Annotated in this window: 24 protein-coding genes and 2 tRNA genes; 18 read left to right on the forward strand and 8 right to left on the reverse strand. The window is 37.9% G+C overall.

Going from position 1 to position 24,479, the window contains the following annotated elements:
* Position 1: 1 nt before the first annotated feature.
* The 4 genes from yciA to fldA form a co-directional block, all read right to left on the reverse strand.
* The gene (yciA, locus tag IPMB12_RS07925) at positions 2–460 is read right to left on the reverse strand and encodes an acyl-CoA thioester hydrolase YciA (RefSeq protein ID WP_166916605.1); all 459 of its coding nucleotides are present in this window, start codon (positions 458–460) and stop codon (positions 2–4) included.
* Positions 461–490: 30 nt separating this feature from the next.
* Complete coding sequence (locus tag IPMB12_RS07930; RefSeq protein WP_166916607.1) at positions 491–1,033, reverse strand: septation protein A; 543 nt, start codon at positions 1,031–1,033, stop codon at positions 491–493.
* 18 nt (positions 1,034–1,051) lie between these two features.
* The gene (gene fur / locus IPMB12_RS07935) at positions 1,052–1,513 is read right to left on the reverse strand and encodes a ferric iron uptake transcriptional regulator (protein WP_166916609.1); all 462 of its coding nucleotides are present in this window, start codon (positions 1,511–1,513) and stop codon (positions 1,052–1,054) included.
* A gap of 176 nt (positions 1,514–1,689) precedes the next feature.
* Positions 1,690–2,202, reverse strand: a complete 513-nt coding sequence (fldA, locus tag IPMB12_RS07940) for a flavodoxin FldA (RefSeq protein WP_166916611.1) — start codon at positions 2,200–2,202, stop codon at positions 1,690–1,692.
* Between the two features lie 179 nt (positions 2,203–2,381).
* Between fldA and sucC the strand changes: the two genes are divergently transcribed.
* The 13 genes from sucC (at position 2,382) to IPMB12_RS08005 (ending at position 13,410) form a co-directional block, all read left to right on the forward strand.
* Positions 2,382–3,563, forward strand: coding sequence for an ADP-forming succinate--CoA ligase subunit beta (gene sucC, locus IPMB12_RS07945; RefSeq protein ID WP_166916613.1), 1,182 nt, complete (start codon positions 2,382–2,384; stop codon positions 3,561–3,563).
* Positions 3,564–3,576: 13 nt separating this feature from the next.
* A complete protein-coding gene (gene sucD / locus IPMB12_RS07950; protein ID WP_166916615.1) occupies positions 3,577–4,446 on the forward strand; it encodes a succinate--CoA ligase subunit alpha in 870 nt (289 codons plus the stop codon).
* Positions 4,447–4,625: 179 nt separating this feature from the next.
* Positions 4,626–6,194 carry a cytochrome ubiquinol oxidase subunit I gene (locus tag IPMB12_RS07955; protein ID WP_166916617.1) on the forward strand — a complete coding sequence of 523 codons (1,569 nt, stop codon included), beginning with the start codon at positions 4,626–4,628 and terminating at the stop codon, positions 6,192–6,194.
* 19 nt (positions 6,195–6,213) lie between these two features.
* The gene (gene cydB, locus IPMB12_RS07960; RefSeq protein WP_166916620.1) at positions 6,214–7,350 is read left to right on the forward strand and encodes a cytochrome d ubiquinol oxidase subunit II; all 1,137 of its coding nucleotides are present in this window, start codon (positions 6,214–6,216) and stop codon (positions 7,348–7,350) included.
* 14 nt (positions 7,351–7,364) lie between these two features.
* Positions 7,365–7,472 (forward strand): cytochrome bd-I oxidase subunit CydX, encoded by a 108-nt coding sequence (gene cydX, locus IPMB12_RS07965; protein WP_166916622.1) that lies wholly within the window; start codon positions 7,365–7,367, stop codon positions 7,470–7,472.
* A 240-nt stretch (positions 7,473–7,712) separates the two neighbouring features.
* Positions 7,713–8,108, forward strand: coding sequence for a tol-pal system-associated acyl-CoA thioesterase (ybgC, locus tag IPMB12_RS07970; protein ID WP_166916623.1), 396 nt, complete (start codon positions 7,713–7,715; stop codon positions 8,106–8,108).
* A gap of 5 nt (positions 8,109–8,113) precedes the next feature.
* Positions 8,114–8,785 (forward strand): protein TolQ, encoded by a 672-nt coding sequence (gene tolQ, locus IPMB12_RS07975; RefSeq protein ID WP_166917742.1) that lies wholly within the window; start codon positions 8,114–8,116, stop codon positions 8,783–8,785.
* 4 nt (positions 8,786–8,789) lie between these two features.
* Positions 8,790–9,212, forward strand: coding sequence for a colicin uptake protein TolR (gene tolR / locus IPMB12_RS07980; RefSeq protein ID WP_166916625.1), 423 nt, complete (start codon positions 8,790–8,792; stop codon positions 9,210–9,212).
* A gap of 207 nt (positions 9,213–9,419) precedes the next feature.
* Positions 9,420–10,433 carry a cell envelope integrity protein TolA gene (tolA, locus tag IPMB12_RS07985; RefSeq protein WP_166916627.1) on the forward strand — a complete coding sequence of 338 codons (1,014 nt, stop codon included), beginning with the start codon at positions 9,420–9,422 and terminating at the stop codon, positions 10,431–10,433.
* A gap of 137 nt (positions 10,434–10,570) precedes the next feature.
* Positions 10,571–11,866 carry a Tol-Pal system beta propeller repeat protein TolB gene (gene tolB, locus IPMB12_RS07990; RefSeq protein WP_166917743.1) on the forward strand — a complete coding sequence of 432 codons (1,296 nt, stop codon included), beginning with the start codon at positions 10,571–10,573 and terminating at the stop codon, positions 11,864–11,866.
* Between the two features lie 58 nt (positions 11,867–11,924).
* The gene (pal, locus tag IPMB12_RS07995) at positions 11,925–12,398 is read left to right on the forward strand and encodes a peptidoglycan-associated lipoprotein Pal (protein ID WP_166916629.1); all 474 of its coding nucleotides are present in this window, start codon (positions 11,925–11,927) and stop codon (positions 12,396–12,398) included.
* 108 nt (positions 12,399–12,506) lie between these two features.
* Positions 12,507–13,214 (forward strand): tol-pal system protein YbgF, encoded by a 708-nt coding sequence (ybgF, locus tag IPMB12_RS08000; RefSeq protein WP_208293465.1) that lies wholly within the window; start codon positions 12,507–12,509, stop codon positions 13,212–13,214.
* Between the two features lie 120 nt (positions 13,215–13,334).
* Positions 13,335–13,410, forward strand: a tRNA-Lys gene (locus IPMB12_RS08005).
* A gap of 210 nt (positions 13,411–13,620) precedes the next feature.
* Here IPMB12_RS08005 and IPMB12_RS08010 read toward each other — a convergent pair.
* Positions 13,621–14,517, reverse strand: a complete 897-nt coding sequence (locus IPMB12_RS08010) for a LysR family transcriptional regulator (RefSeq protein ID WP_166916633.1) — start codon at positions 14,515–14,517, stop codon at positions 13,621–13,623.
* Positions 14,518–14,716: 199 nt separating this feature from the next.
* Here IPMB12_RS08010 and IPMB12_RS08015 point away from each other — a divergent pair, with 199 nt between their 5' ends.
* The 4 genes from IPMB12_RS08015 to fruK all read left to right on the forward strand — a co-directional run bounded on the left by IPMB12_RS08015 (position 14,717) and on the right by fruK (position 18,618).
* Entirely contained in the window at positions 14,717–15,385 is a 669-nt protein-coding gene (locus tag IPMB12_RS08015; protein WP_166916635.1) for an RraA family protein, read from the forward strand.
* Positions 15,386–15,398: 13 nt separating this feature from the next.
* Complete coding sequence (locus IPMB12_RS08020; protein WP_166916637.1) at positions 15,399–16,049, forward strand: 4-carboxy-4-hydroxy-2-oxoadipate aldolase/oxaloacetate decarboxylase; 651 nt, start codon at positions 15,399–15,401, stop codon at positions 16,047–16,049.
* 41 nt (positions 16,050–16,090) lie between these two features.
* Positions 16,091–17,425 (forward strand): MFS transporter, encoded by a 1,335-nt coding sequence (locus tag IPMB12_RS08025; protein ID WP_166916639.1) that lies wholly within the window; start codon positions 16,091–16,093, stop codon positions 17,423–17,425.
* 257 nt (positions 17,426–17,682) lie between these two features.
* Positions 17,683–18,618 (forward strand): 1-phosphofructokinase, encoded by a 936-nt coding sequence (fruK, locus tag IPMB12_RS08030; protein ID WP_166916641.1) that lies wholly within the window; start codon positions 17,683–17,685, stop codon positions 18,616–18,618.
* A gap of 34 nt (positions 18,619–18,652) precedes the next feature.
* On the opposite strand, the gene IPMB12_RS08035 is transcribed toward fruK, so the two are convergent.
* Positions 18,653–19,228: an LOG family protein gene (locus tag IPMB12_RS08035; RefSeq protein ID WP_166916643.1), complete on the reverse strand. Its 576-nt coding sequence runs from the start codon at positions 19,226–19,228 to the stop codon at positions 18,653–18,655.
* Between the two features lie 183 nt (positions 19,229–19,411).
* On the opposite strand from IPMB12_RS08035, the gene IPMB12_RS08040 reads away from it, so the two are divergent.
* A tRNA-Asn gene (locus IPMB12_RS08040) sits at positions 19,412–19,487 on the forward strand.
* Positions 19,488–19,626: 139 nt separating this feature from the next.
* Here IPMB12_RS08040 and IPMB12_RS08045 read toward each other — a convergent pair.
* Both IPMB12_RS08045 and IPMB12_RS08050 read right to left on the reverse strand, forming a co-directional pair.
* Entirely contained in the window at positions 19,627–21,084 is a 1,458-nt protein-coding gene (locus tag IPMB12_RS08045; protein ID WP_166916645.1) for a pyridoxal phosphate-dependent decarboxylase family protein, read from the reverse strand.
* Positions 21,085–21,405: 321 nt separating this feature from the next.
* Positions 21,406–24,015 carry an autotransporter outer membrane beta-barrel domain-containing protein gene (locus IPMB12_RS08050; RefSeq protein WP_166916647.1) on the reverse strand — a complete coding sequence of 870 codons (2,610 nt, stop codon included), beginning with the start codon at positions 24,013–24,015 and terminating at the stop codon, positions 21,406–21,408.
* Positions 24,016–24,479: the final 464 nt, after the last annotated feature.

The raw sequence follows: 24,479 nt of genomic DNA on the forward strand, positions 1-24,479 counted from the left end.
TTTAACAGCCGCTGCGTAGTATACTTACATCATTCGTTTTAGCATCAAAATTCTGGTGTAATTCTGGTAAAGGTTTTGGATTGAAATGTTTATCTACTGAAACATAAGTAAATTCAGCTTCAGTAATACAAAAACGCTCACCAATTCTGGTATAGTCAGTGACTTTCTTTACCCATACTTCAATAGCAATAGTGAGTGAGGTTCTGCCTGTTTTTAATACTCTGGCATAACAACACACAACATCACCAATTAAAGCCGGTTTCAAAAAGGTAATACTACTGACATTTACTGTAACAACACGTCCTTTTGCTACTTCTTTAGCTAAAATAGCCCCACCCAGATCCATCTGAGACATGATCCATCCGCCAAAAATATGTCCATAAGGATTACTGTCGGCAGGCATAGCCAGAGTCCGTAAAACTAGTTCACCTTTAGGCGTACTTTTTTCTTCAGCGCTCATTTAAGTTCTCCACACTGATTTTGAGAAATATTATGCTTGGGAGCTATTCTTATCTATTTGTTTGTAGATGTAAATACCAGACAGAATAGTAAATACTAATGTGATACCCGGTAAAATAAAGGTCTTAAATGTTACCCAAAACTCTTGTGACATAGAGTAGGTGATATACAGATTCGCTAAGGCACATACAATAAAGAAGATAACCCAGCTAAAATTAAGTTTATTCCAGATTTGGGTTGGTAGATTAAGTTCTTTACCAAGTAATTTTTGTAACAGAGGTTTTTTAAAAATTAGCTGACTGGCCAGTAAAATAATAGCAAAGATAAAATAGATAATGGTTACTTTCCATTTTATGAAGTCAGGATTCCTGAAATAGAGTGTTAAAGCGCCAAAGATAATGATCATCAGGTAAGCAAACAAGGCGACTTTTTCTATTTTTTTATAGATAATCCAGGTAATGATTAGTGCAACTGTTGAAGCAATCATTAAGCCAGTTACACCGATATAGATATCATAAACTTTGAATAAAATAAAAAAGATGACCAAAGGAATAAAATCAAGTAATTGCTTCATTATCTAAAAACCTATGGTCTATTTTTTATTATTATTTGCTTGGTTGTGTAAGCCTGGTAATTTTTTACAATCGCCACCGGTACAGTTACCATAAAGATATAAACTATGATGTGTCAGAGCAATACCATGCTGTTTAGCGATTTCTTTTTGGCGTTGTTCTATCACTTCATCTCTAAATTCGAAAACTTCGCCACAATCCAGACAGATTAAATGGTCGTGATGAGTTTGATGGGCTAATTCGAAAACAGCTTTGCCGCCTTCAAAGTTATGACGGGTGACAATACCTGCATCATCAAATTGGTTGAGTACTCGATAGACAGTAGCTAGACCGATTTCTTCACCGAGTTCTAATAACTTTTTATAAAGATCTTCTGCTGTAATATGTTGGAATTCTGGGGTCTGTAACAACTCTAAGATTTTTAGACGGGGTAACGTAATTTTTAGCCCAGCTTTTTTCAATGCTAAATTATTATCAGCCATAGTAGAATCTCTTTATATCAAATTAATAACAGTTTTTCATTATAAGAGGATTAACCTAAAAATAAAACGATTATTATTATAGGTAGTATGAATGAGTGTACTTCATTTATGAATAAATCAAGTACACTAAAAAATAAAGGTGCCAAAGCACCCTTATTCTATAGTACAAGGTAGGATTATAAGTCCATTTCTGCAGAAACTTGTTTAACCCAAGTGTCAATACGTTGAGAAGAAAGTTCTGGCTGGCGATCTTCATCAATAGCAAGTCCAACAAAATGTTTATCATCTATCAGACTTTTTGAAGCTTCGAAATGATAGCCTTCTGTTGACCAGTGACCAACAATTTTAGCGCCTCTTGGCTCAATAATATCGCGTAATGTACCCATTGCATCACAGAAGTATTCTGCATAATCTTCCTGATCACCACATCCAAAGATAGCAACAGTTTTACCCGCGAAATCAATATTTTCTAATGTAGGGAAGAAATCATCCCAGTCACATTGAGATTCACCGTAATACCATGTTGGAATTCCAAATAAGAGTTTATCGAATTTCTCGATATCAGCCTGAGTACTTTTTGCAATATCGTGTAGCTCAGCAACATCATCCCCTAATTGAAGTTGGATTAGTTTCGCAACATTTTCTGTGTTTCCGGTGTCACTACCAAAAAAAATACCAACTTTTGCCATCTTTTAAATCCTATATTTGTTATGAAGATGGTCAATTATAACACTGCTGTTACAAAAGCGGTAATAATTGTCATTTAATATCTACACAATTGCGGGATATTAGATTAAACTGAAAAGACATCTCAAATGCTGGAAATATCACGTTTCTCAGCAAAAAATCGTAACATATGGACCGTTATATGAATCTGCATGAATACCAGTCAAAACAGCTGTTTAAACAATATGGGTTACCTGTTCCGGAAGGTTATGTTTGTAACTCAATCGATGAAATAAATGATATTGTGACCGAAATTGCTTCGCAAAAAGAGTGTGGGAAGTGGGTTGTTAAGTGTCAGGTTCATGCAGGTGGCAGAGGCAAAGCTGGCGGTGTTATTTGTACAGAGAATTTAAAAGATATACAAAAGTTTGGTGAAAAATGGCTGGGTCATCAACTCGTTACTTATCAAACAGATAGCTATGGTCAGATAGTTAATCAGATACTGATAGAGAAAGCATCGGATATTGCTAAAGAACTTTATTTAGGTGCTGTCGTGGATAGAAGTTCCCGTCGGGTAGTTGTTATGGCTTCAACAGAAGGTGGAGTCGATATTGAGTCAGTAGCTAAAAATACTCCTCATTTGATTCACAAAGTGATGATTGATCCATTAACTGGACCTGGAAGCTATCAAGGACGGGAACTGGCGTTTAAGTTAGGTTTAAGTGGGAAGCAAATTAATCAATTCACAAAAATCTTTTTAGGTCTTGCTAATCTGTTTATCAAAAATGATTTTGCCTTAGCGGAAATTAATCCTTTAGTTATTACACAAACAGAAGAGATTATTTGCTTAGATGCGAAAGTTTCTCTAGATGATAATGCCTTATATCGTCACCCTGAGTTGAGTGTTTTACGCGATATTACACAAGAAGATGAACGTGAATCAATTGCGGCAAAGCAGGGGATTAGTTATGTTTCATTAGACGGTAATATTGGTTGTATGGTAAATGGTGCAGGCTTAGCAATGGCCACAATGGATATCATTAAACTGTATGGTGGTGAACCAGCTAATTTTCTGGACGTTGGTGGCGGGACGACAAAAGAGCGTGTCACTGAAGCCTTCAAACTCATTCTATCGGACAAAAAAGTGAAAGCTATTTTAGTAAATATTTTTGGTGGTATTGTCCGGTGTGACTTAATTGCAGATGGAATTATTGCAGCTATAACAGAGATTGGTTTAACAGTACCTGTGGTTGTGCGTCTGGAAGGAAATAATGCAGACAAAGCCAGAAAAATTTTAGCGGATAGTCAACTTAATGTAATTACCGCAACAAGTTTAACTGATGCAGCACAAAAAATTGCATTAGCTGCACAAGCAATGAATTAAGTGGAGAGTTTTAATGGCGATTTTAATTAATAAAGAGACAAAAGTAATTTGTCAGGGATTTACTGGCAGTCAGGGAACTTTCCATTCAGAACAAGCCTTAGCATACGGTACTAAACTGGTTGGTGGTATTACTCCGGGTAAAGGGGGAACAACGCATTTAGGATTACCTGTATTTAATACTGTTTATGAAGCTGTTGAAGCTACAGGTGCGACTGCCACAGTTATTTATGTACCGGCAGCATTTGGTAAGGACGCTATTTTAGAAGCGATTGATGCCGGCATTGAATTAATTGTTTGTATTACTGAAGGTATTCCGACGCTAGACATGCTGATTGTGCGCGAAAAATTGGAACAGAGTAATAGTATGATGATAGGTCCAAATTGTCCGGGAATCATTGTTCCGGATGAGTGTAAAATTGGTATTATGCCCGGACATATCCATTTAGCCGGTAAAGTGGGTATCGTTTCACGTTCAGGAACACTGACTTATGAAGCGGTCAAACAGACAACAGATGCAGGTCTTGGTCAATCCGTGTGTGTGGGTATTGGTGGTGATCCTATTCCAGGCTCTGATTTTATTTCTATTCTTAAATTATTAGAGCAAGATCCAAAGACAGAGCTTATTGTTATGATTGGTGAAATTGGTGGTAGTGCAGAGGAAGAAGCTGCAACTTATATTAAACATCATGTAACAAAACCTGTTGTTGGTTATATTGCTGGTGTTACTGCGCCAAGTGGTAAGAGAATGGGACATGCCGGAGCAATTATTGCAGGTGGTAAAGGTACCGCGGCAGAGAAAACACAAGCTTTAGAGGCAGCAGGAGTAGTAGTTGTTAAAAGTTTAGCTGATATTGGTGACGCTGCTAAAAAATTAATAGCGTAAAATTTGATGTCTATCAATTTTTACAAAAAATTGTGTTAGACACCATACAACCTGACAAATATTTGTGTTATATTGTCGCTAATTTTATTCAGTTAGACTTAATATAATACAACAAGTTATTGTTTATAATTATTATTGGGCAGTCATATTGTCTCTAGTATTGGGACTTAGGAGCGCAGATGTTAGATATTGTTGAACTATCTAGACTACAGTTTGCGCTAACAGCCATGTATCACTTTATTTTTGTACCATTAACGCTGGGTTTAGCGTTTTTGCTTGCAATTATGGAAACGATATATGTTGTTAGTGGTAAACAGATCTATAAAGATATGGTGAAGTTCTGGGGTAAGTTATTTGGAATTAACTTTGCCTTAGGTGTAGCAACTGGTTTGACTATGGAGTTCCAATTCGGAACTAACTGGTCTTACTATTCACATTATGTTGGGGATATTTTTGGTGCACCGCTTGCTATTGAAGCGTTAGTTGCCTTCTTCCTTGAATCAACATTTGTGGGTATGTTTTTCTTTGGATGGGATCGTCTAAGCAAAGGTAAACACTTAATGGTTACCTGGCTTGTGGCATTTGGTTCAAATTTATCTGCTCTTTGGATTCTGGTCGCAAATGGCTGGATGCAATTCCCGTCTGGTTCTGAGTTTAACTATGAAACCATGCGAATGGAAATGACGAGTTTCTCTGAATTAGTATTAAGTCCAGTTGCACAATTTAAATTTGTTCATACTGTATCGGCTGGTTATGTAACAGGTGCTATTTTCATTCTTGGTATCAGTTCTTATTACCTGCTTAAAAAGCGCGATGTTGCTTTTGCTAAACGTTCTTTTGCTGTTGCAGCGGCGTTTGGTTTTATGGCATCTATTAGCTTAATTGTGATGGGTGATGAAGCGGGTCATGAAATGACGACAGTACAACCAACTAAACTGGCAGCAATTGAAGCAGAATGGGAAACTCACCCAGCTCCGGCAGCCTTTGTTCTTGTTGGTTTCCCTGATCAGACAGAGATGAAAAACCATTATACGATTGAAATTCCTTATGTGATGGGTATTATCACGACTCGTTCTTTAACCCAGCAAGTGACTGGTCTTAAAGATATCATGAAGGAAAATGAAGGTCGTATTCGTAATGGCATGATCGCGTTTGAAAACTTAGAGAAAATGCGTGAAGGTAGTACCGACCCAATTGTTCGTCAGTTATTCGATAAATACAAAGATGATCTTGGATATGGCTATTTAGTACAACGCTTTACTAATGCGGATAATGTGACTATTCCACAAGCGACAGAAGCACATATTCAGGCCGCGGTTCAGGACTCAATTCCACAAGTATTCCCACTTTACTGGTCATTCAGAATCATGGTTGGTTTAGGTTTCTTAATGTTACTGGGTATTGGTTTATCATTATGGAATACTTACAAAGATCAAATTGGTGAGAAACGTTGGTTATTATGGTTAATGTTCATCAGCATTCCATTCCCATGGATTGCCAGTGAATGTGGTTGGTTTATTGCAGAGTATGGACGTCAACCTTGGGCGATTGAAGGAATATTACCGACCGGTGTGGCTAATTCAACCTTAACGGCTGGAGATATTCTGTTCTCAATGATCTTAATCTGCGGTCTGTATACGTTGTTCTTAGTTGCAGAGATGTTCTTGATGTTTAAATTTGCCCGACTTGGTCCAAGTAGTTTAAAAACGGGTCGTTATCATTTTGAACAAACCCAAGCAGCCCAATAGGACATAAGGAGTATATACAATGTTTGATTATGAAGTATTGCGCTTAATCTGGTGGGTGCTGATAAGTGTCTTATTAATTGGTTTTACTGTCACCGATGGCTTTGATATGGGAGTAGGTATTTTACTTCCTTTTATTGGTAAAACTGACAATGAACGACGAATTATGATTAACTCCATTGCTCCGCACTGGGATGGTAATCAGGTTTGGTTAATTACTGCAGGTGGTGCGTTATTTGCTGCATGGCCGCTAGTTTATGCTGCGGCGTTCTCGGGTTTTTATGTTGCTATGATTTTAGTTCTTGCAGCATTATTCTTCCGACCAATTGGTTTTGATTACCGTTCAAAACTGGAAGACAGAAAATGGCGTAATCTATGGGATGGCGGTATTTTTATTGGTAGCTTTGTGCCTGCTTTAGTCTTTGGGGTCGCTTTTGGTAATTTATTACAAGGCGTTCCATTTGAAGTTGATAGCTTGGCTCGCGTATCTTATAAAGGTGGCTTCTTTGGGCTGTTAAATCCATTTGCATTACTCGCAGGTGTGGTCAGTCTGACTTTAATTGTGACGCAAGGCGGTGCCTGGTTACAAATGAAGACAAAAGGTGAGCTTTATCTTCGTGCTCGTAAAGCAACTCAAATTTCTACACTAATTACTGCTATTGCATTTGTTTTGGCTGGTATTTGGGTAATTTGGGGGATCGATGGTTATGCTGTAATAGGCGAACAAAGCCACATAGCTGCATCAAATCCACTAAATAAAGAAGTGGCAACAGGTGTTTCATGGTTAAGTAACTTTGAAGCGATGCCAATCTTATGGACATTACCAATTTTAGGTGCAGTATTACCACTATTAACAATTATGTTCTCTGCGTTGAATAAGAGTGGTTTTGTGTTCCTGCTGTCTTCTCTGACAATTGTTTGTGTACTACTGACTTTTGGTGTGACAACATTCCCATTCATTATGCCATCAAGCATTATGCCTAATGCTAGTTTGACGATTTGGGATGCTACATCAAGTTTCAATACATTAACTGTTATGACTATTGTAGCGGCTATCTTTGTTCCAATTATGTTACTTTATACTGCTTGGTGTTATATCAAGATGTTTGGTCGCTTAGATAAAAACTATATTGAAAGTAACAAAACGACACTTTATTAAGAGAGGGATAGCAAATGTGGTATTTATTTTGGGTAATAGGCACATTATTAGCATGTAGCTTTGCTATCATCACCGGTCTTTGGATCGATAGAAAAGATAGTGAGAAAAAAGAAGAAGAGTAATTCTTTATTCTACATGACATAAATGTCATCATTTTACTAATAAAAACAGCGCTTTTAACGGGCGCTGTTTTTGTTTTTTGCTTGTATAAATGAAAGACTACGAGGATAATATGAACATATTTTTTGAATTTATTACAAATGATAATTGTTTTCATTTGTTGAATTTTGTATTATCTTCAGCTGAATTCGATATAACTGAAAACATTACCTATCTATTTTAAATGACAGTGAGTTGTTATCGTGAAAGATTTTAAATGGCAGGCCAGAGTGTATTATGAAGATACCGATGCTGGCGGTGTTGTTTATCATGCTCGTTATTTAGCATTTTATGAACGAGCAAGAACAGAAATGTTAAGACAATACAATATTCAGCAAGAGTCTCTGCTTAGTCAGAATATTGCGTTTGTCGTAAAAAGTATGACGATTGATTATGTTTCTGCTGCTCGTCTGGATGACTTGTTAACCATTGAATGTAAAATTGAGTCTGTACGTCGGGCTTCTTTACAATTTAAACAGCAAATCTTGGATCAGAATGGCAAATTAATTAGTCAGGCAGATGTATTGATAGCATGTGTTGATATATCAAAAATGAAGCCAATTGCGCTTCCTCAAATTATTGTTGCGGAGTTTATGTAGTGGAAATGAATGTTATTGACCTGTTTTTAAAAGCAGGCATCCTGGTTCAATGTGTTATGTTATTGTTACTTGCTTTCTCAGTGATTTCATGGGCAATAATTATTCAAAAAAGCCGTATGCTTACGCAAGCATCTCACCAGATTAAAGAGTTTGATGAACAGTTCTGGTCAGCTGATCAGCTTTCTAAACTTTATGAAGAGTGTCATGAGCAAAAAGATTCTTTATCTGGTACAGAACTGATTTTTTACTCAGGATTTAAAGAATTCTCTCGTCTATATAAAATTAATCCGGATATGCCAAAAGCTGCTTTAGATGGCGCATCACGAGCAATGCGTTTGTCTGTGAATCGTGAGCTGGATATTCTGGAAACTCATATCCCTTTCCTTGGTACTGTTGGTTCAATTAGTCCATATATTGGATTATTTGGAACAGTATGGGGGATCATGCACGCCTTTATCGCGCTGGGTTCTGCAAAACAAGCAACATTACAAATGGTTGCTCCGGGTATTGCAGAAGCGCTGGTTGCCACGGCAATTGGTCTGTTTGCTGCGATTCCGGCTGTTATGGCTTATAACCGTTTAAGTGTTCGTGTTGCTCGTCTTGATCAAGATTATTTGAACTTTATTGATGAATTTACTGCAATTTTACAACGTCAAGCTGTAGCAGTAAGGAAGTAATTAAATGAGTCGACGTAATCAACGCTTCTCCACAAAATCAGAGATCAATATCGTTCCACTTCTGGACGTATTATTGGTGCTTGTTCTGATTTTTATGGCGACAGCTCCTATTATTAGCCAGAGTGTAGAAGTGGACTTGCCAGAGGCATCGGAAGCTAAAACAGTCTCTCCGGCTGAGAATAAACCTATTATTATCGAAGTCTCTGATATCGGTGTTTATACCTTAATCATTGAACAAGAGCGTAAATCCAATTTACCAGCAGAACAGATTATTTCTGAAATTAAGCAGCAGATTAGTCAAAATGAAAATGCGATTTTCTTAGTCGGAGGAGCAAAAAATGTTCCTTATGAAGAGATTATTAAAGCATTGAATTTATTACAATCAGCGGGTGTTAAGTCTGTAGGACTTATGACTCAACCTGTTTAAAATTAGCCATCTTTATCTGGGCGGAAATCGCTCAGGTAAAGAGTCTAATCATCTCATTATTATTCCTTTTGTCAGATATGAAATCCCTAATATGATAATTGTGCAGTTTAAAACTTGAATCTGCAAAATAATACCTGATGATTTTTTTAAATAATAATGAGACAATAATCACATATTTTTACTGGTAACTATAGCATTACAATATTTATGACGCGTAACTATAATTCTAAATTGAAGTTTGCAATTATCCTGTCATTAGGATTGCATGTTGCTATCCTGATTGCTCTTGGGATTAGTGCGTTTAATTATACATCTACCTATGCCGGTGATGTTAATGGTAATGCTGTGGATGCAATTATGGTTGATCCTCGAATTGTTTCTGAACAGTATGCTCGTCAGGTTCAACAAAAAGATGCATTAGTTGAGGCTGAAAAGCAACGTCAGCAACAGGCAGATCAGCGTGCTCGTGAGTTAGAAGAAAAACAAGCCGCTGAACAGCAGCGTTTAAAAGATTTAGAAAGAGAGCGTTTAGCCGCTCTTGAAAAACAAAAGCAGGAAGCTGCAGCAGCTCAGGCTGCACAAGCGGCCGCTCGTGAGGCAGAGGCTGAAGCTGCTAAAGCCAAAGCACAGCTTGAAGAACAACAAAAACAAGCACTTCTGGCTAAACAAAAAGCGGAAGAAGACGCTAAGTTAAGAGAGCAGCAGGTTAAAGCTGAGCAACAACGAATTGAGCAAGAAAAATTACGTGCTGAAGCTGAGCGTCAAAAGGCTGTAGAAGAAGCAGAGAAAGCGCGTCAGGAAGCCGAACGTCAGAAACAAATTGCCGCGGCAGAGCGCGCCAAAGCTGAGCAACAAAAGCAAAGTGCTGCTGAAGAAGCATCTCGCCAACAAGAGTTGAATGATATTTTGGGCAGTCTGACATCCAATGCACCGAAAGTACAACAAGGTGTTGCTAGTGGTGAATTGGATAAATATAAAACACTTTTACATAATGCAATCAGTAATAAATTTAATAACTCACAATTATATAGTGGTAAAAATTGTGTATTAACGATAAAAATTGCCCGTGATGGATTATTACTAAGTGTAGATTCTACAGAAGGGGATACTGCGTTATGTAGAGAGGCAATTTCTGCCACTAAACTAGCTGCCATTCCTAAGCCTACCAGCGATGCTCTTTATCAGGCTGTTAAAGAGGTTACTGTAGATTTTAGACCATAGTATCTATAGAAACGGACAATGATTTAAATACGTTAAACCTACGTGATAGTTATTGAGAAACAAACAAAATAGATTTACTATGATACGTAATGAGTAAAGTATTACGAATACCTAATAGAAAAGGATGTTAAGTAATGATTAAATATGTATGTCGGTTATCGCTTGGTTTTCTTCTCCTTATTTGGGGAATTACGTCACAAGCTGATGTCCGAATTATTATTACTGATGGTATGAATTTGGCTAAGCCAATTGCTGTTGTCCCTTTTAAATGGCACGGAACAGGCCAGCCGCCACAAAAAATGGAAGAGATTGTAAGTTCTGACCTGCGCAACAGCGGGCAATTTAATCCAATTGCAGTTAGAGATATGCCACAATTACCAGACACAGCTTCTGCAGTCACGCCAAAAGCGTGGAGTGCAATAGGTATTGATGCGATTGTTGTTGGTCATATTCAACCGGGTGAAAATGGTAACTATTTAATTAGCTATCAACTTGTTGATACACTAAACTCTCCGGGTGAAATTTTAGCTCAGAATCAATATACTGTGCCTGCTCGCTGGTTACGCTATGCTGGTCATACAGCGAGTGACGAAGTATTTGAAAAGTTAACAGGTATTAAAGGTGCATTCAGAACTCGTATCGCTTATGTAGTAAAAAATAATAGCGGTAAATTCACGCATGAATTACGAGTGTCTGATTACGATGGTTACGACCAAATTACAGTACATCGTTCAACAGCACCGCTAATGTCGCCAGCCTGGTCACCAGATGGTACTAAGCTTGCTTATGTGACTTTTGAAAGTGGTCGTTCTGCGCTGGTAATGAAAACATTAGCTACTGGTGAGCTAAAAACAATTGCGTCTTTCCCACGACATAATGGCGCTCCAGCGTTTTCACCAGACGGAAAAAAATTAGCATTTGCATTATCAAAAGAGGGAAGTTTGAACCTCTATGTTATGGATTTACAAACTAGTAAAATTAGCCGTGTAACCTATGGTCGCAGTAATGATACTGAACCAGCATGGATGCCGGATAGTCAAACGCTAGTATACACATCAGACCAAACAGGACGTCCTCAGCTTTATACTATTAATATTGCTGGTGGTTCTTCTCAACGTCTAACATGGGATGGTGTACAGAATCAAAACCCGTCAGTTTCAGCTGATGGTAGTTTTGTGGTGATGATCTCAACGAGTGATAAAGGACAATTTGTCACGAAGTACGATTTAGCATCGGGTGCTTATCAAATATTAACGGGTACGTTTTTAGATGAAACACCAAGTGTGTCACCTAATGGTACTATGGTTATGTATAGTTCGACCCAAGGATTGGGAACAATATTAAATTTAGTTTCTGCTGATGGGCGGTTTAAAGCGAGATTACCGGCTACTGATGGGCAAGTATCATTCCCAGCATGGTCTCCGTATTTGTAGCTTTAGTTTTTTAATAGTTATTTAACAGAGTGTTATATACAACATAAGGAGTCTTAAAATGCAATTTTCTAAAATGGTAAAAGGTGTATTATTCGCACTACCAATTATTGCGATTACAGCGTGTTCTTCTACTGGCTCATCAAGTGAATCTACTGATGGATCAGCTTCTGCAAACGCGCAAACAAGTGCACAATTACAGAAGTTACAACAAGTAAATACAGTCTACTTTGATTTTGACAAATACAATATCAAACAAGACTTTACTGCAGCATTAGATCAACATGCTGAATTCCTACGTACTCATTCTTCATTCTCAATCGTAATCGAAGGTCATGCGGATGAGCGTGGTACGCCAGAATACAACATCGCATTAGGTGAGCGCCGTGCTGCAGCAGTTAAAGCATATCTACAAGGCCGTGGTGTAGCAGAGTCTCAAATCTCTATCGTTTCATACGGTAAAGCAAAACCAGCTGTACTTGGTCATGACGAACGTGCTTATGCTCAAAACCGTCGTGCGGTAATCGTATACTAATATCTACAAAAATAACTGAGTTCTCAGTTATTCATGTTCAATCGGCTATTTTTAAATTAGAAATAGCCGATTATTTATCTTCCATCTGCACCATTAGAGTTAATGATTATGTATAAGAAAATTACTGGTCTTTGCTTATCAGTTTTATTTGTCACTACAGCACATGCTGCTTCATCATCTGAACTGGAACGTATTGTGACCGCACAAGGACAGCTATTAACACAGTATCAGCAGCAAATTAGTGACTTACAACGTGAAGTTGATGAATTAAGAGGACAACTTCAGGAAAATACATATCAGCTAGGGCAAACGATCGAAAGACAAAAAATGATTTTACAGCAGCTTAGTGATACACCAACTAAACCGGCTACTACATCGACCTCTACATCTACTGCTAGTAGTGATAGCAATACGTTAGTGGGTTGGTCACCATCAGGTAATGATAAAACGGACTATAATTTTATTATTAAGTTTGTATTAGAAGGGAAGCAAACCAGAGAAGCAATTACTGCTTTTCAGGCATTTGTGAAGCAATATCCAAAATCTAGTTATCAGGCAAATGCTAACTACTGGTTAGGCCAGCTGAATTATGGTCAGAAAAAATTATCTGATGCTTCTTTCTATTTTGCAACAGTGGTAAAAAGTTATCCAAACTCAAGTAAAGCATCTGAAAGTCTGTATAAAATCGGTTTAATTTTAGCTGATCAAGGTGAAAAAGAGAAAGCGAAAGCTGTATTGCAGCAAGTAATTTCTCAGTATCCGAAAGATACCAATATTGTAAAACAAGCTCAGCAAAAACTGACTGAATTACAATAAATTTTATGCCGGGTGTTTGAATATCAAGCAGTCGGCACACTTTTCTAAATAAAATTATTGCATCAAAAAAATAATCCGCTTATTATAGCAACCCGAAATTAGATACACCTCCCCAGAAATGGGTCGTTAGCTCAGTCGGTAGAGCAGCGGACTTTTAATCCGTTGGTCGAAGGTTCGAATCCTTCACGACCCACCATTATTCTTCAATAAAATCAATAAGTTATATAATAAACCACACATAAAGATTCGAACCTTTGTTCGACAAAATTGTCTGGAACAATTTTGAACGTTGCATCAGCAACGGCCCGAAGGGTGAGTATCAGGATGATACGAATGACATCCTTCACGACCTCCATTATTTCCTTAATAAAATCAATAAATTAAAAAATATAAAACCTTGGTAACCTTAATATTGCAAACTAACCTTCTTTAAAATAAGTAAGAATTTATTCACTAATGGATTAATTTCATTTTTTCTGGTGTAGGCCACAACTGTGGTACTAATTGGAAAGTTTGCGACAGAGATAAAAGCCACATCGGTACGATTATTTTTAGCAACAGAGTGTCCTACAAACGTCATCCCAAGTCCTGCCCCAACTAAACCTAGAGCCGTATGAATTTCTACAGCCTCATAAGCGACAGGAACGTAATTTCCGGTAGAGTGAATGGTTGATGCCATTAATTGGTTAAAATTGGTTTTTATGTCCTTAGGATAAGTGATTAGTGGGATTGCAGATAGTTCCTCGAGTGTTAATGTCTCTTTTTTGGCTAGATGGTGCCCAATAGGTAAGGCAACAACAAACGGTTCTTTAATTAAGATTGTTTCATCAAATTCTGCCTGTGCAGTTCTATTTCCAATAAATCTTGAGATCCCAATATCTATTTTGGAATTTTTTAAATGATCAATTTGATATTCTGATAGCGCCTCAACCAATTCTAAATGAACGTTGGGATGGCTTTCTCTGAATAGGCGCAAGGCCTCTGGTAATAGTGAAACAATGGTTGATCGTGTGAAGCCAATACTCAGCCAGCCTCGCTTCCCACTTGCGACATCTTTTGTTTCAGCTTCTAGTCGAGATAACTGTCTTAATTGTTCTTTAGCACGCGGATACAGATAACGACCAAGAGAAGTCAGTTCCATCGGGCGTTTACTACGATCAAATAATTCAGCTCCCAGTAATGCTTCCAGCTGGCTTAATTGCATACTAATTGCTGTTGGCGCAATAAATAACTGCTCTGCTGCAAGTGCCGCACTTCCGGATTCAACAATCTGACAAAAATATTTTAACTGTTTTAAATTCATTTATATTTCCTGCCGCTGGTAATACATCTCATTTTTAATCAAAAATCACGGAGAAGATCACATTTCTTATTTCCGTTATTTGACATAGAAAAATACATATCTTTAGTTCAATTTTTCTTATCTTATTTTCAATATTCGATGTTTGATATTGGTTTTATTTTATTTAAGAATGAGCCTAATTACAACATGGAGATAATTTATGAACACAATAGATAAAGAATTACTACAAAAAATTCAGGTGTTATCTACTGCAGAGTTATCGGATGCTCTTGATTTTTTTAAGTTAAAAGGTAGTGCATTGGGTATTAAGCATATCGCAGGAACGGCGCGTTTTTTTGGTTTTGCTTATACGCTCAGATTTGCTCCTGTCGATCCCGATAATCCAGGGACTGTGGGTGATTTTATCGATAACGTACCAGAGGGGAGTGTTGTCGTTATTGATAATAATGCTCGTACGGATTGCACGGTTTGGGGTGGAATTTTAAGTAATGTCGCTAAACAAAGAAATATCGCCGGAACTGCGATTAATGGTGTATGCCGGGACACAATAGAAGCGGATGACGCGCAATATCCTCTGTATGCCTTAGGTCGATTTATGAGAACAGGTAAAGATCGCGTACAGGTTGAAGAAAGCGGGGGAACTGTCGTCCTTGGTGATGTGCGCGTCAATCATGGTGATTTTGTTTTTGGTGATTTAGATGGGGTGGTAGTGGTACCGGCTCAGCACCTGAATAAAGTTGTTGAGAAAGCATTCATTATGAATCAGGTAGAGCAACAAATTGTTACAGCAGCCTTATCCGGAATGCCTTTAGCCGAGGCCAGAGTGAAATTTGGTTATCACACCTTACAACGTAGTCCTGAGAAATAACTGAGGAGGCTTTATGAATAATCAAATTATCACCCAGGAAATGAGCGCTATTTTAAAACGTTTAGGCTCAGCAACGATTTATGAAGCACAAGGGGCTAAAGGTGCTTTTGGTTCTGATATTAAACCCATTGATAACAATATGCGTGTGGTTGGTCGTGCGTTAACCGTTGATATCAGACCTGCTGATAACCTTATGCTGCACTATGCACTATTAAAAGCCAGACCTGGTGATGTGCTAGTTGTGGATGCGAAGGGATTTATGGAAGCAGGCCCATGGGGAGATGTTCTGACTGAGCAGGCCATGACAATCGGCGTGGAAGGCTTAATTATTAATGGCGCTGTCCGTGATGCGAATTCTATTTCTGAAGTGGGCTTTCCTGTCTTTTGTAAAGGGTTGAGTATTAAGGGAACGGAAAAGAATCAGCCAGGAAAACTCAACGTACCTGTGACTATATCAGGTGTGCAGATCAATCCTGGGGATATTGTTGTTGGTGACAGAGATGGTCTGGTTGTGGTGTCACTTGATGAGGTTGAGCAGGTTATACAAAAGGCATTACAACGAGAAGCAAAAGAAGACATCTTTAAAGAAAAAATTAGAAATGGGGCAACGACAGCAGAGTTATTAAATCTGTCTGAAACATTAAAACGATTTGAGTTAGTTTAATTTCGGTTAATTACTATAAAATAAAGAAATGGGGCTATTTTATGACAAATTCAGTAAAACAACAGAGTGGGAAACGTACCAATTATCGTTGGTTTGTTGCTCTTCTTTTCTTCATTATTTATACCATTGCTGCGGCAGACAGAGCCAACTTGGGTGTTGCACTACCTTTTATTAGAAAAGATTTTGATATGACGAACGCGGAAGCGGGTGGACTGGTCAGTCTTTTTCTTATTGCTTATGCGCTTATTCAGCTTCCGTCAGCCTGGTTATTGTCAAAATTTGGGGTGAGAAAAGTTTTTCCGATCTCGATGATTTTAACCTCAATTGCAACCGGCTTAACGGGTACTGTTAACTCACTCTTCGCGCTTAAAATGTGTCGTTTAACACTGGGGCTGGCTGAAGGGCCACTGCCAATTGGTGTAACAACGACCATTAATAACTGGTTTCCATCAAAAGAGAAGGGAACGGCATCTGGTATTTTCCTTTCCGCTGTAAAGTTTGGACCGGTTGTTACACCTATTTTAGGGGCTGTGATTATCTCTATCTGGGGCTGGAAAGAAGTGTTTATTTTCTTTGCTGTTCCGGGAATTATCTTATCCGCTTTTTGGTATATGTTAGTACAAAATAAACCTTCAGAAAGCCGTTTTACCAATCAGCAAGAAGTAGATTACATTGCAGAAAATGAAAATGGTGGTAATCAGGCAAAAGGTGTCACTGCCTCTGTTGAAATGCCATTATTGGATAAAATCATCAGAGTTAAAGAAGTCGAGCAACTTAATACAAATAAAGATATTTTTAAATCATGGAATATTATTGGTTGTTCACTGGGATATTGCTTCCAGCTAGGTATCTCAAGTCTGTTACTGGCATGGATTCCAACATATTTACTAGTCGTTAAAAACTTCTCAATTATTGGTATGGGGATTGTAGCGGCAGCTCCGTGGGTTGGTGCAGTGGTTGGTAATCTGTTTGGTGGTTTTCTTTCTGATCGGATACTGGGACGTCGTAGAAAACCTGGCATGATGATCTCTTCTATTGCCACGGCTGGTATGATGTTTGTGTTAATTAACGCACCTGCTGAGCCAACAATCTTTGGTCTTTTACTATTCTTAACCGGAGTTCTGTTAAATATTGGTTTCTCTGCTTATATGGTTTATCCGATGTCATTTACTGCTAAAGATAAATTCCCGACAGCTAATGCTATCGTTAATATGGGCGGACAATTAGGTGGTGCTGCGACACCATTTATTGCTGGTTTACTGTTAGATAGTTATGGCTGGAACTCAGTATTTACTTTTATGTCTATTATTTCCTGTTTAACGTTTATTATTGTTCTGACTATTGCTGAACCGCTAAAAACAGTAGCAAAAAAATAGTCCAACCAGACTGATTAAAAATAGAACCAGCATATTTATGTTGGTTCTATTTTTTTATGTAAAAGCAGAGAATTGAAAACATTTTATATCTCAGGCTAACCATTCGTTTTCATAGTCATACCTTTTCTAAAAATACTCAGACAGCAATTTTTAAAATTTAATGAATATTCATGTATACTAAATCCTTATATTTTATCTAATATTAGATATCAATTGGTATTCTTAAAAAGAAAAGATGGTAAATAAAGGAAATCGTTATGAGCTATAAGGTAGCAACTATTACTTTAAATCCGGCTTATGATCTGGTGGGCTTTTGCCCGGCAATTACTCTTGGTGATGTGAATTTAGTACAAACCACAGGCTTACACGCTGCAGGCAAGGGGATTAATGTCGCTAAGGTACTGCACGATCTGGGAATTAATTGTACTGTTACTGGCCTGTTGGGGCTGGATAATCAGGATGGCTTTAAACAACTCTTTGAGCAACTGGGACTTGATAATAAATTTCAGACTGTAGAAGGCCGTACCCGAATTAATGTAAAACTAACCGAAGCGGATAATGATGTCACAGATTTGAATTTTTCCGGATTTACAGTAAGTCCTGCAGCATGGCAGCAATTTACTCAGCACTCTTTAGCATTACTTAAACATATGGATATGGTTTCTATTAATGGTAGTTTACCTGCAGGTATTGAACTGGGTGAATTTACCAGCTGGATGGAAGCAGTGAAAACAGTATGTCCAAAAGTGGTATTTGATAGCAGCCGTGATGCACTGAAAGCCGGTATGATGACACTGCCGTGGCTTATCAAACCAAATGAGAAAGAGCTTTCTCAATATGCAGGAAAAACGTTAACAACGATTGATGAGCTAAAAGCTACGGCTAAAGAACTGGTAGGTAAAGGTGTTGAGCATGTGATTGTCTCTATGGGCCCCGATGGTGCTCTCTGGATCACTAAAAACGAGTCATGGCACGCCAAACCGCCATCTTGTCCGATTGTAAGTACAGTTGGTGCAGGGGATTCAATGGTTGCAGGTTTGATGTATGGGCTATTAACAGGTATGTCCATTAAAGATGTGCTAAAACTTGCTTCTGCTATTGCTGCATTGTCCGTGAGCCAGACTAATGTCGGAATTAGTGATAAACAAGTCCTTGATCAGATGATCGAAAAAATTGCTATAAGAGAGATTTAAATTAGTAGGGTAGAGAATTATCTCTACCTCCATTTTATTGTTTAACCCAGCGTTCCAGATTTTTAGGAAAGTAGTTATCCATTTGTTCCAGTAGTGAAAGTGGGTTATCAGTCACAATTAACGTCTCATAAAAACTTTCACGAATAAACCCTTCCTGTACTGAATGTTTTAGAAATGAGATCATTGGATTATAAAAACCAGAAATATTAAAGAGTGAAACGGGTTTTTTATGATAACCAATTTGAGCACCAGTCCAGACTTCGTACAGCTCTTCAAGAGTACCGGTACCACCTGGCATAGCAATAAAACCATCAGCAAGTTCTGACATTCTGGCTTTTCGTTGATGCATATCCTGCACTATTTCCAGCTGTGTGATCCCTTTATGAGCGGTTTCAGCTTTGACCAGACGCTCCGGAATAATACCAATGACTTCACCACCATGTTCAAGCACAGAGTTGGCAATAATACCCATCAAACCTCTATTACCACCACCATAAACTAAATTACGGCTTTGTTCTGCCAGAGTTTTGCCTAACTGGTAAGCATAATCTTTATATTCTGAACGTGTGCCTTCACTGGCACCACAATAAACACAAATATTCTTTTTCATGGTAAAGCACAAACTTATTAATAAATAGAGTGATAAAAATTCTAACATGATTTCTATTACCGGTAATTATCTATTCATAAGAAAATGAAAAAATGATTAGATGCTGACCAGTTAAAGTCATTTTTCCCGGTTTGGCGTTGACATAAGAGGAAGAGACAGATAATATCTTTGCCATTAAACTATTCCTCCATAGCTCAGTCGGTAGAGCGACGGACTGTTAATCCGCAGGTCACTGGTTCGAGCCCAGTTGGAGGAGCCATATTAGAGTTTTGGAATATTTATCAGGTTATAAATATTCGGAAATTCAGTCAGTTAAAGCCCTCATGTATACAATATACATGAGGGCTTTTTGTTTATAGTTATTTTATAATATTACTTTCAGCTAAAAGTAGTTCATCCTATAGCTTAGATGAATCCAAAGAATGTGATTTATTATTTGATAATAAATTATCAAGGACTTCTGCCACTGCTTTAATCGACATTTCAATATCCGCTTCCGTTGTTTGCCAGCCACATACAGATATTCTCATACAGCGTCTGCCATTCCAGGTTGTCCCACCGACAAAAAGTTTGCCAGAAGCATTAATTTTATTAATAACCAGATCGGTGAAAGCATCATTTTCCTGTTCGGTATAGGGTATTTGAGGATTTACAAAACGAATTAATCCCTGATTAATCGTTGGTTCCCAAATGATTTCTGCACCTTTAAGTTTACCTATGCCTATAGTTAACCTGTGAGCATACTGACAGCATCTTTCAATCAGGTCTGCGATTCCGTTAGTACCTAATTGCCTGATAGCTGCATAAGTTGGTACGCCTCTGCCTCTTCTTGACCATTCAGGATTCCAGTCAAACTGATCTCTGGCGGTATCAGCATGAGTCAGATAACTTGCACGCAGAGACATAGAGGCTTTATGTGCTTCATTATTTTTAACAAAGGCATAACCACAATCATAGGGGATATTTAGCCATTTATGCCCGTCTGTTGCCCAGGAATCTGCGTATTCTACTCCATTTAGCATGTGACAATATTTATTACTGGCATTTGCCCATAAACCAAAAGCACCATCTACATGGACCCAGGCATTGTATGCATGTGCTAATGGAATGATTTCATTGAAATTATCATAAACTCCGGTATTGATATCACCAGCACATAGCTGGACGATGACAGGTTTACCTTTAAACTCCTCAAGGGCGATTTGCAGACTATCAAGTTTTAGCTGCCCACTTTCATTGATTTCAAGCGGTTTAATAGATTCACTACCCAAGCCTAAAAATCTTGCCGCTCTTTCAACAGAGGCATGTAATAATTTGTTGGTCAGAATATAAATTTGTGGTGCACCGGATAATCCTTTTACTTCCACGTCCCATGAGTGTTTTTTCAACAGAGCATTACGTGCGGTAGCAAGACAGGTGAAATGCGCCATTTGACAACCGGTTGTAATTGCAAAACTTGACAGCTGTGGTAAACCCAGAATTGTTTTTAGCCATTCACCAACGACTTCCTCAATGACGGCTTCAGCCGGGGAACAGGCATATAAAGCAGCATTTTGATCCCATGTTGATGTTAACCAGTCGGCCGCAAGTGCTGCCGGAATACAGCCTCCTATAACCCAGGCAAAGAATCTACCACCGGCACTACCTAATAAACCACCATCAACATCTTTTACCAGTTCACTGATAACGGTGTCAGCAGATTCACCATAAGTATTTAATGGTTTGTTTAAGTCTTGTCGTAGTGATTCCAGACTTTTTGTAGCACACACATCATCGTATTCAAGTTTATTCAGATAATCCATGGCATATTTCAACGTATTATTTAAAACGGCATACTGTTCATTTTGTTTAGTCATCTTTATTGCTCCTTAAGCTCCCTTAAAAATGATACTAGGGATTTGCTATTTAATTCATTATATAGAGCGACTGACAAAATATACGCTGTTTTCGGACATGTATATTGTATAAAAATGATTTATTTGTAGGGCTTTCTGCTGGCTATAAAAAGTATATTATTCTGAATATATAAAAGAGATATCAGGCTGAGCTTTCTACATTAGAGCGGAATTTAGGGATATATTAGGTAAATTATAACTATTTGATTTTTTTGGTGTTTTTTAAATAAAAGCCTCTAATTATTTAGAGGCTTTATAGTGATATTTAGTATTACTCAAAAATTAGAATGAATAACGGATTCCGATGTTACCTGCATAAGGCATACTAGAGTCTTTAGCTTTCATATAATTGATTTCTGCATAAGCACTAAAACCATTAGTAAGGTTAGTTGTTGCACCTAAACCAACTTTAACTGCCGCACCTGAGATATCGTTATTAAAGCTATCTTCATCATTAATATATACTTTGTTGCGATCGACAAACTCATAGTTAACCGCTAAACGCATATATGGTTTGAAGTCACCACCGTCAAAAGTAAAGTTGTAACCGGCAACACTACCAACTTCAGTTTTGAAGCTACTTGCATTATCGATTTCTGCTTTTAAGCCATTACTTAATGTGTAATCAGCGCTACCAGCGTAGAAACCAGAAATAAGTACATAAGGTGCAGCAAACAGATTATCTTGCTCTAAGTGTTTACCTAATTCGAAAGAGACACCTAAACCTGATAAGTTATATTGGCCAGTCACTTTATCGCCATTAGTTGAAACAGCGTCAGTTTTGTTTCTGAAGTGGTTATACTTCATTACATAGTCAGCATACCAGCCGGAATTACCAATGTAGCTACCATAAAAACCAGCAGTATAACTATCTACCTTACCATCGCCACCACGTCTGAAATCAATATCAGAACGAGAGTAACCGACCATCGCACCAACATGAAGTGTACCATCAGCTTTTTCTTCTGCACGGTCAAAACCAATTACAAAGCCGTTCATGTCTTGCTTATAGTTAGCACCCTGATCGTGATCTACTTTATAACGACTGGTAATGTATTTACCCCAGACACCATTTTGTAGAGTATTGTTTTCAAGCTCGCCTAAACGTTGACGTAATGTTGATTGCTCGGCATCCCAAATTGTGGGTGTTACGTTAGCTACAGCAAGTACGGCATCAGTTGTTGGTGTGGTAATAGTCAGACCAGTTGCAATTAAATGCCAGTCTTCCATATTTGTTGTACCGTTTGAACTATGTTGTAGCTCATACTGCACCATGTAAGCACCTGCATCAGCACGACTTCTGGCTTTATTTAAAGTAAAACTATCATCTAATGAATTCTGACCAGCACTAATTAAGTGGTGAGTTCTGTCACCTAAATTAGTACCAGAGTCATTAACTACTACCGTAAATAAATCCGGATCGGCAATTTTGTTCTCAACATATAAGAAGTCACCCTGACCATTATTAAGATTCGCATTCATGACGATAGTACCTGAACCGGTTAGGGTTTCTAGTTCTAGTCGGCTAAACTTGCCTGCATCACTCCCATCCTGACTACCAAAATGAATCAGACCATTAGTTGAATTAAGAGTTTTAATTGTCGCTGTCGATTCTGTCGTATCTGCATTATGTTTGATATATAACTGAGCATCAGCACTTAAGAGTGATACTTCATTAGCCCAGGCACCTTTACCGCCAAGGTAGTTGTTACTCCAGTTATGAACGTCACCGCCTTCCATCGTTAATGTGCCGTTTTCAACATCGAGCGCTAAAGATGAATAACCACCATAAGCAATATTTACTCTACCACCATTTTTTACAGTAGTATTTAAGATACCGCCATGCTCATTAACATTGATTAAACCGCCATCAACAGTAGTGTTCTCGGTATAGGCATACCACTCAACGCGTTGTTCACCACCGGCATAAATTGTGGCGTTAGTTGCTTTTTGACCACGGTTAAGGATGGAGTTTTGACCTTCCCATTGCTTGTTACTTTCACGCCAATAACCTTGTTGGCTACTGACAATTTGTAGTCCATAGACTTTGGTATTATCTGCAATACCGGCCTGAACACGTTGTGTACCGCCAGCATAAATTGTACTGTCCTGATCGGCAATATCGTTATCATCTGAGCCGGCATAAACTAATTGGTATGCACCATCATAAACTTTAGTTTCAATAGATTTACCACTGGCCAGCTGATAACTACCTGCACCACTGATATGACTATTTTTAGCGGTACCGCCCCAGATATACTGAATACCGCCATTGATAACGATAGTATCTTCAGCATAAGCGTTATCACTGGTCACCATCAGGCGTTGTTCACCACCATCAACGATAGTAGCTTGCGCATAAGCATAATCACCAAGAACCTGAGTACCACCCGTTTTGACTAGTGTATTGTATGCTTCAGCATTTTTACGAAGACTTAAGCTACCACGATCTTCAATGATGGTGTCATAACCTTTGGTACCTTCTTGTAAAACTAAGACACCAATATGTTTATCACTGGCGGCACCTTTTACAATAGTGCCCACGGCAATACCTGTGCCATAAATATCCATCTGAACGGAATCCAGTGTTGTGTTAAAGCTGGACGCACCATCACGCATCCAAATTTGCTGGGTCGCTAATTCCGATGTAATCGTTCGGGTGAGTGTTTCACCACTCAGGAACTTCTTACCATCTAAAGCAATAAGATTTTTACTCTGCCAGGACGTTATGATTTGATCAAAACCACTGGAGTATTCAGGATTATCTAAAATCAGTTTGATATCTGGGGTCGCCTCTTTTGGCGGAAAACTATCAGGGACAGTTTCAGCAAAAACAGGCAATGACATTGTAAATAACACTGGAAGTGTTAAGACAGGCTTAACAAATTTCATTACATTCTTCTCCATTCTATACTTTATTTCTTTATCTGTTATTTTAAATAACTAACTTATTGATAAATTGTTTTTATTTTTATTTAATCTGTGTAAAGTCAAATTGTTTACTTAATGTAAAAAATCGTCCATGTGCAATGTGACATTTGGTTGGGTTATTCGGGAAAATATTGAGAAATTTAAATCATTTAAGTTTGCTCGTGACCTAATTTTGCGTAATACCGCACAAAATTTGTGTGGAATTATATACATTAGCAATAATTTGTATATAACGGTTTCGTCTATTTCTGTTATAAACGTAATGAAATGTTAATATATTTATTAAGAAACGCGATTAACTTTTTGTAATAATACATTTTTTAAAAATGTAAATTTTTACAAAACTTACCTGCAAAAGTAAGCTAAAGTAAATTTAATTTTACTGCTTTTTACAAATTAAATAGAAGATAATAAAAAATACTTGA

Origin of the sequence: Zophobihabitans entericus (assembly GCF_011745665.1) — a bacterium.
Classification (GTDB): Bacteria; Pseudomonadota; Gammaproteobacteria; order Enterobacterales; family Orbaceae; genus Zophobihabitans; species Zophobihabitans entericus.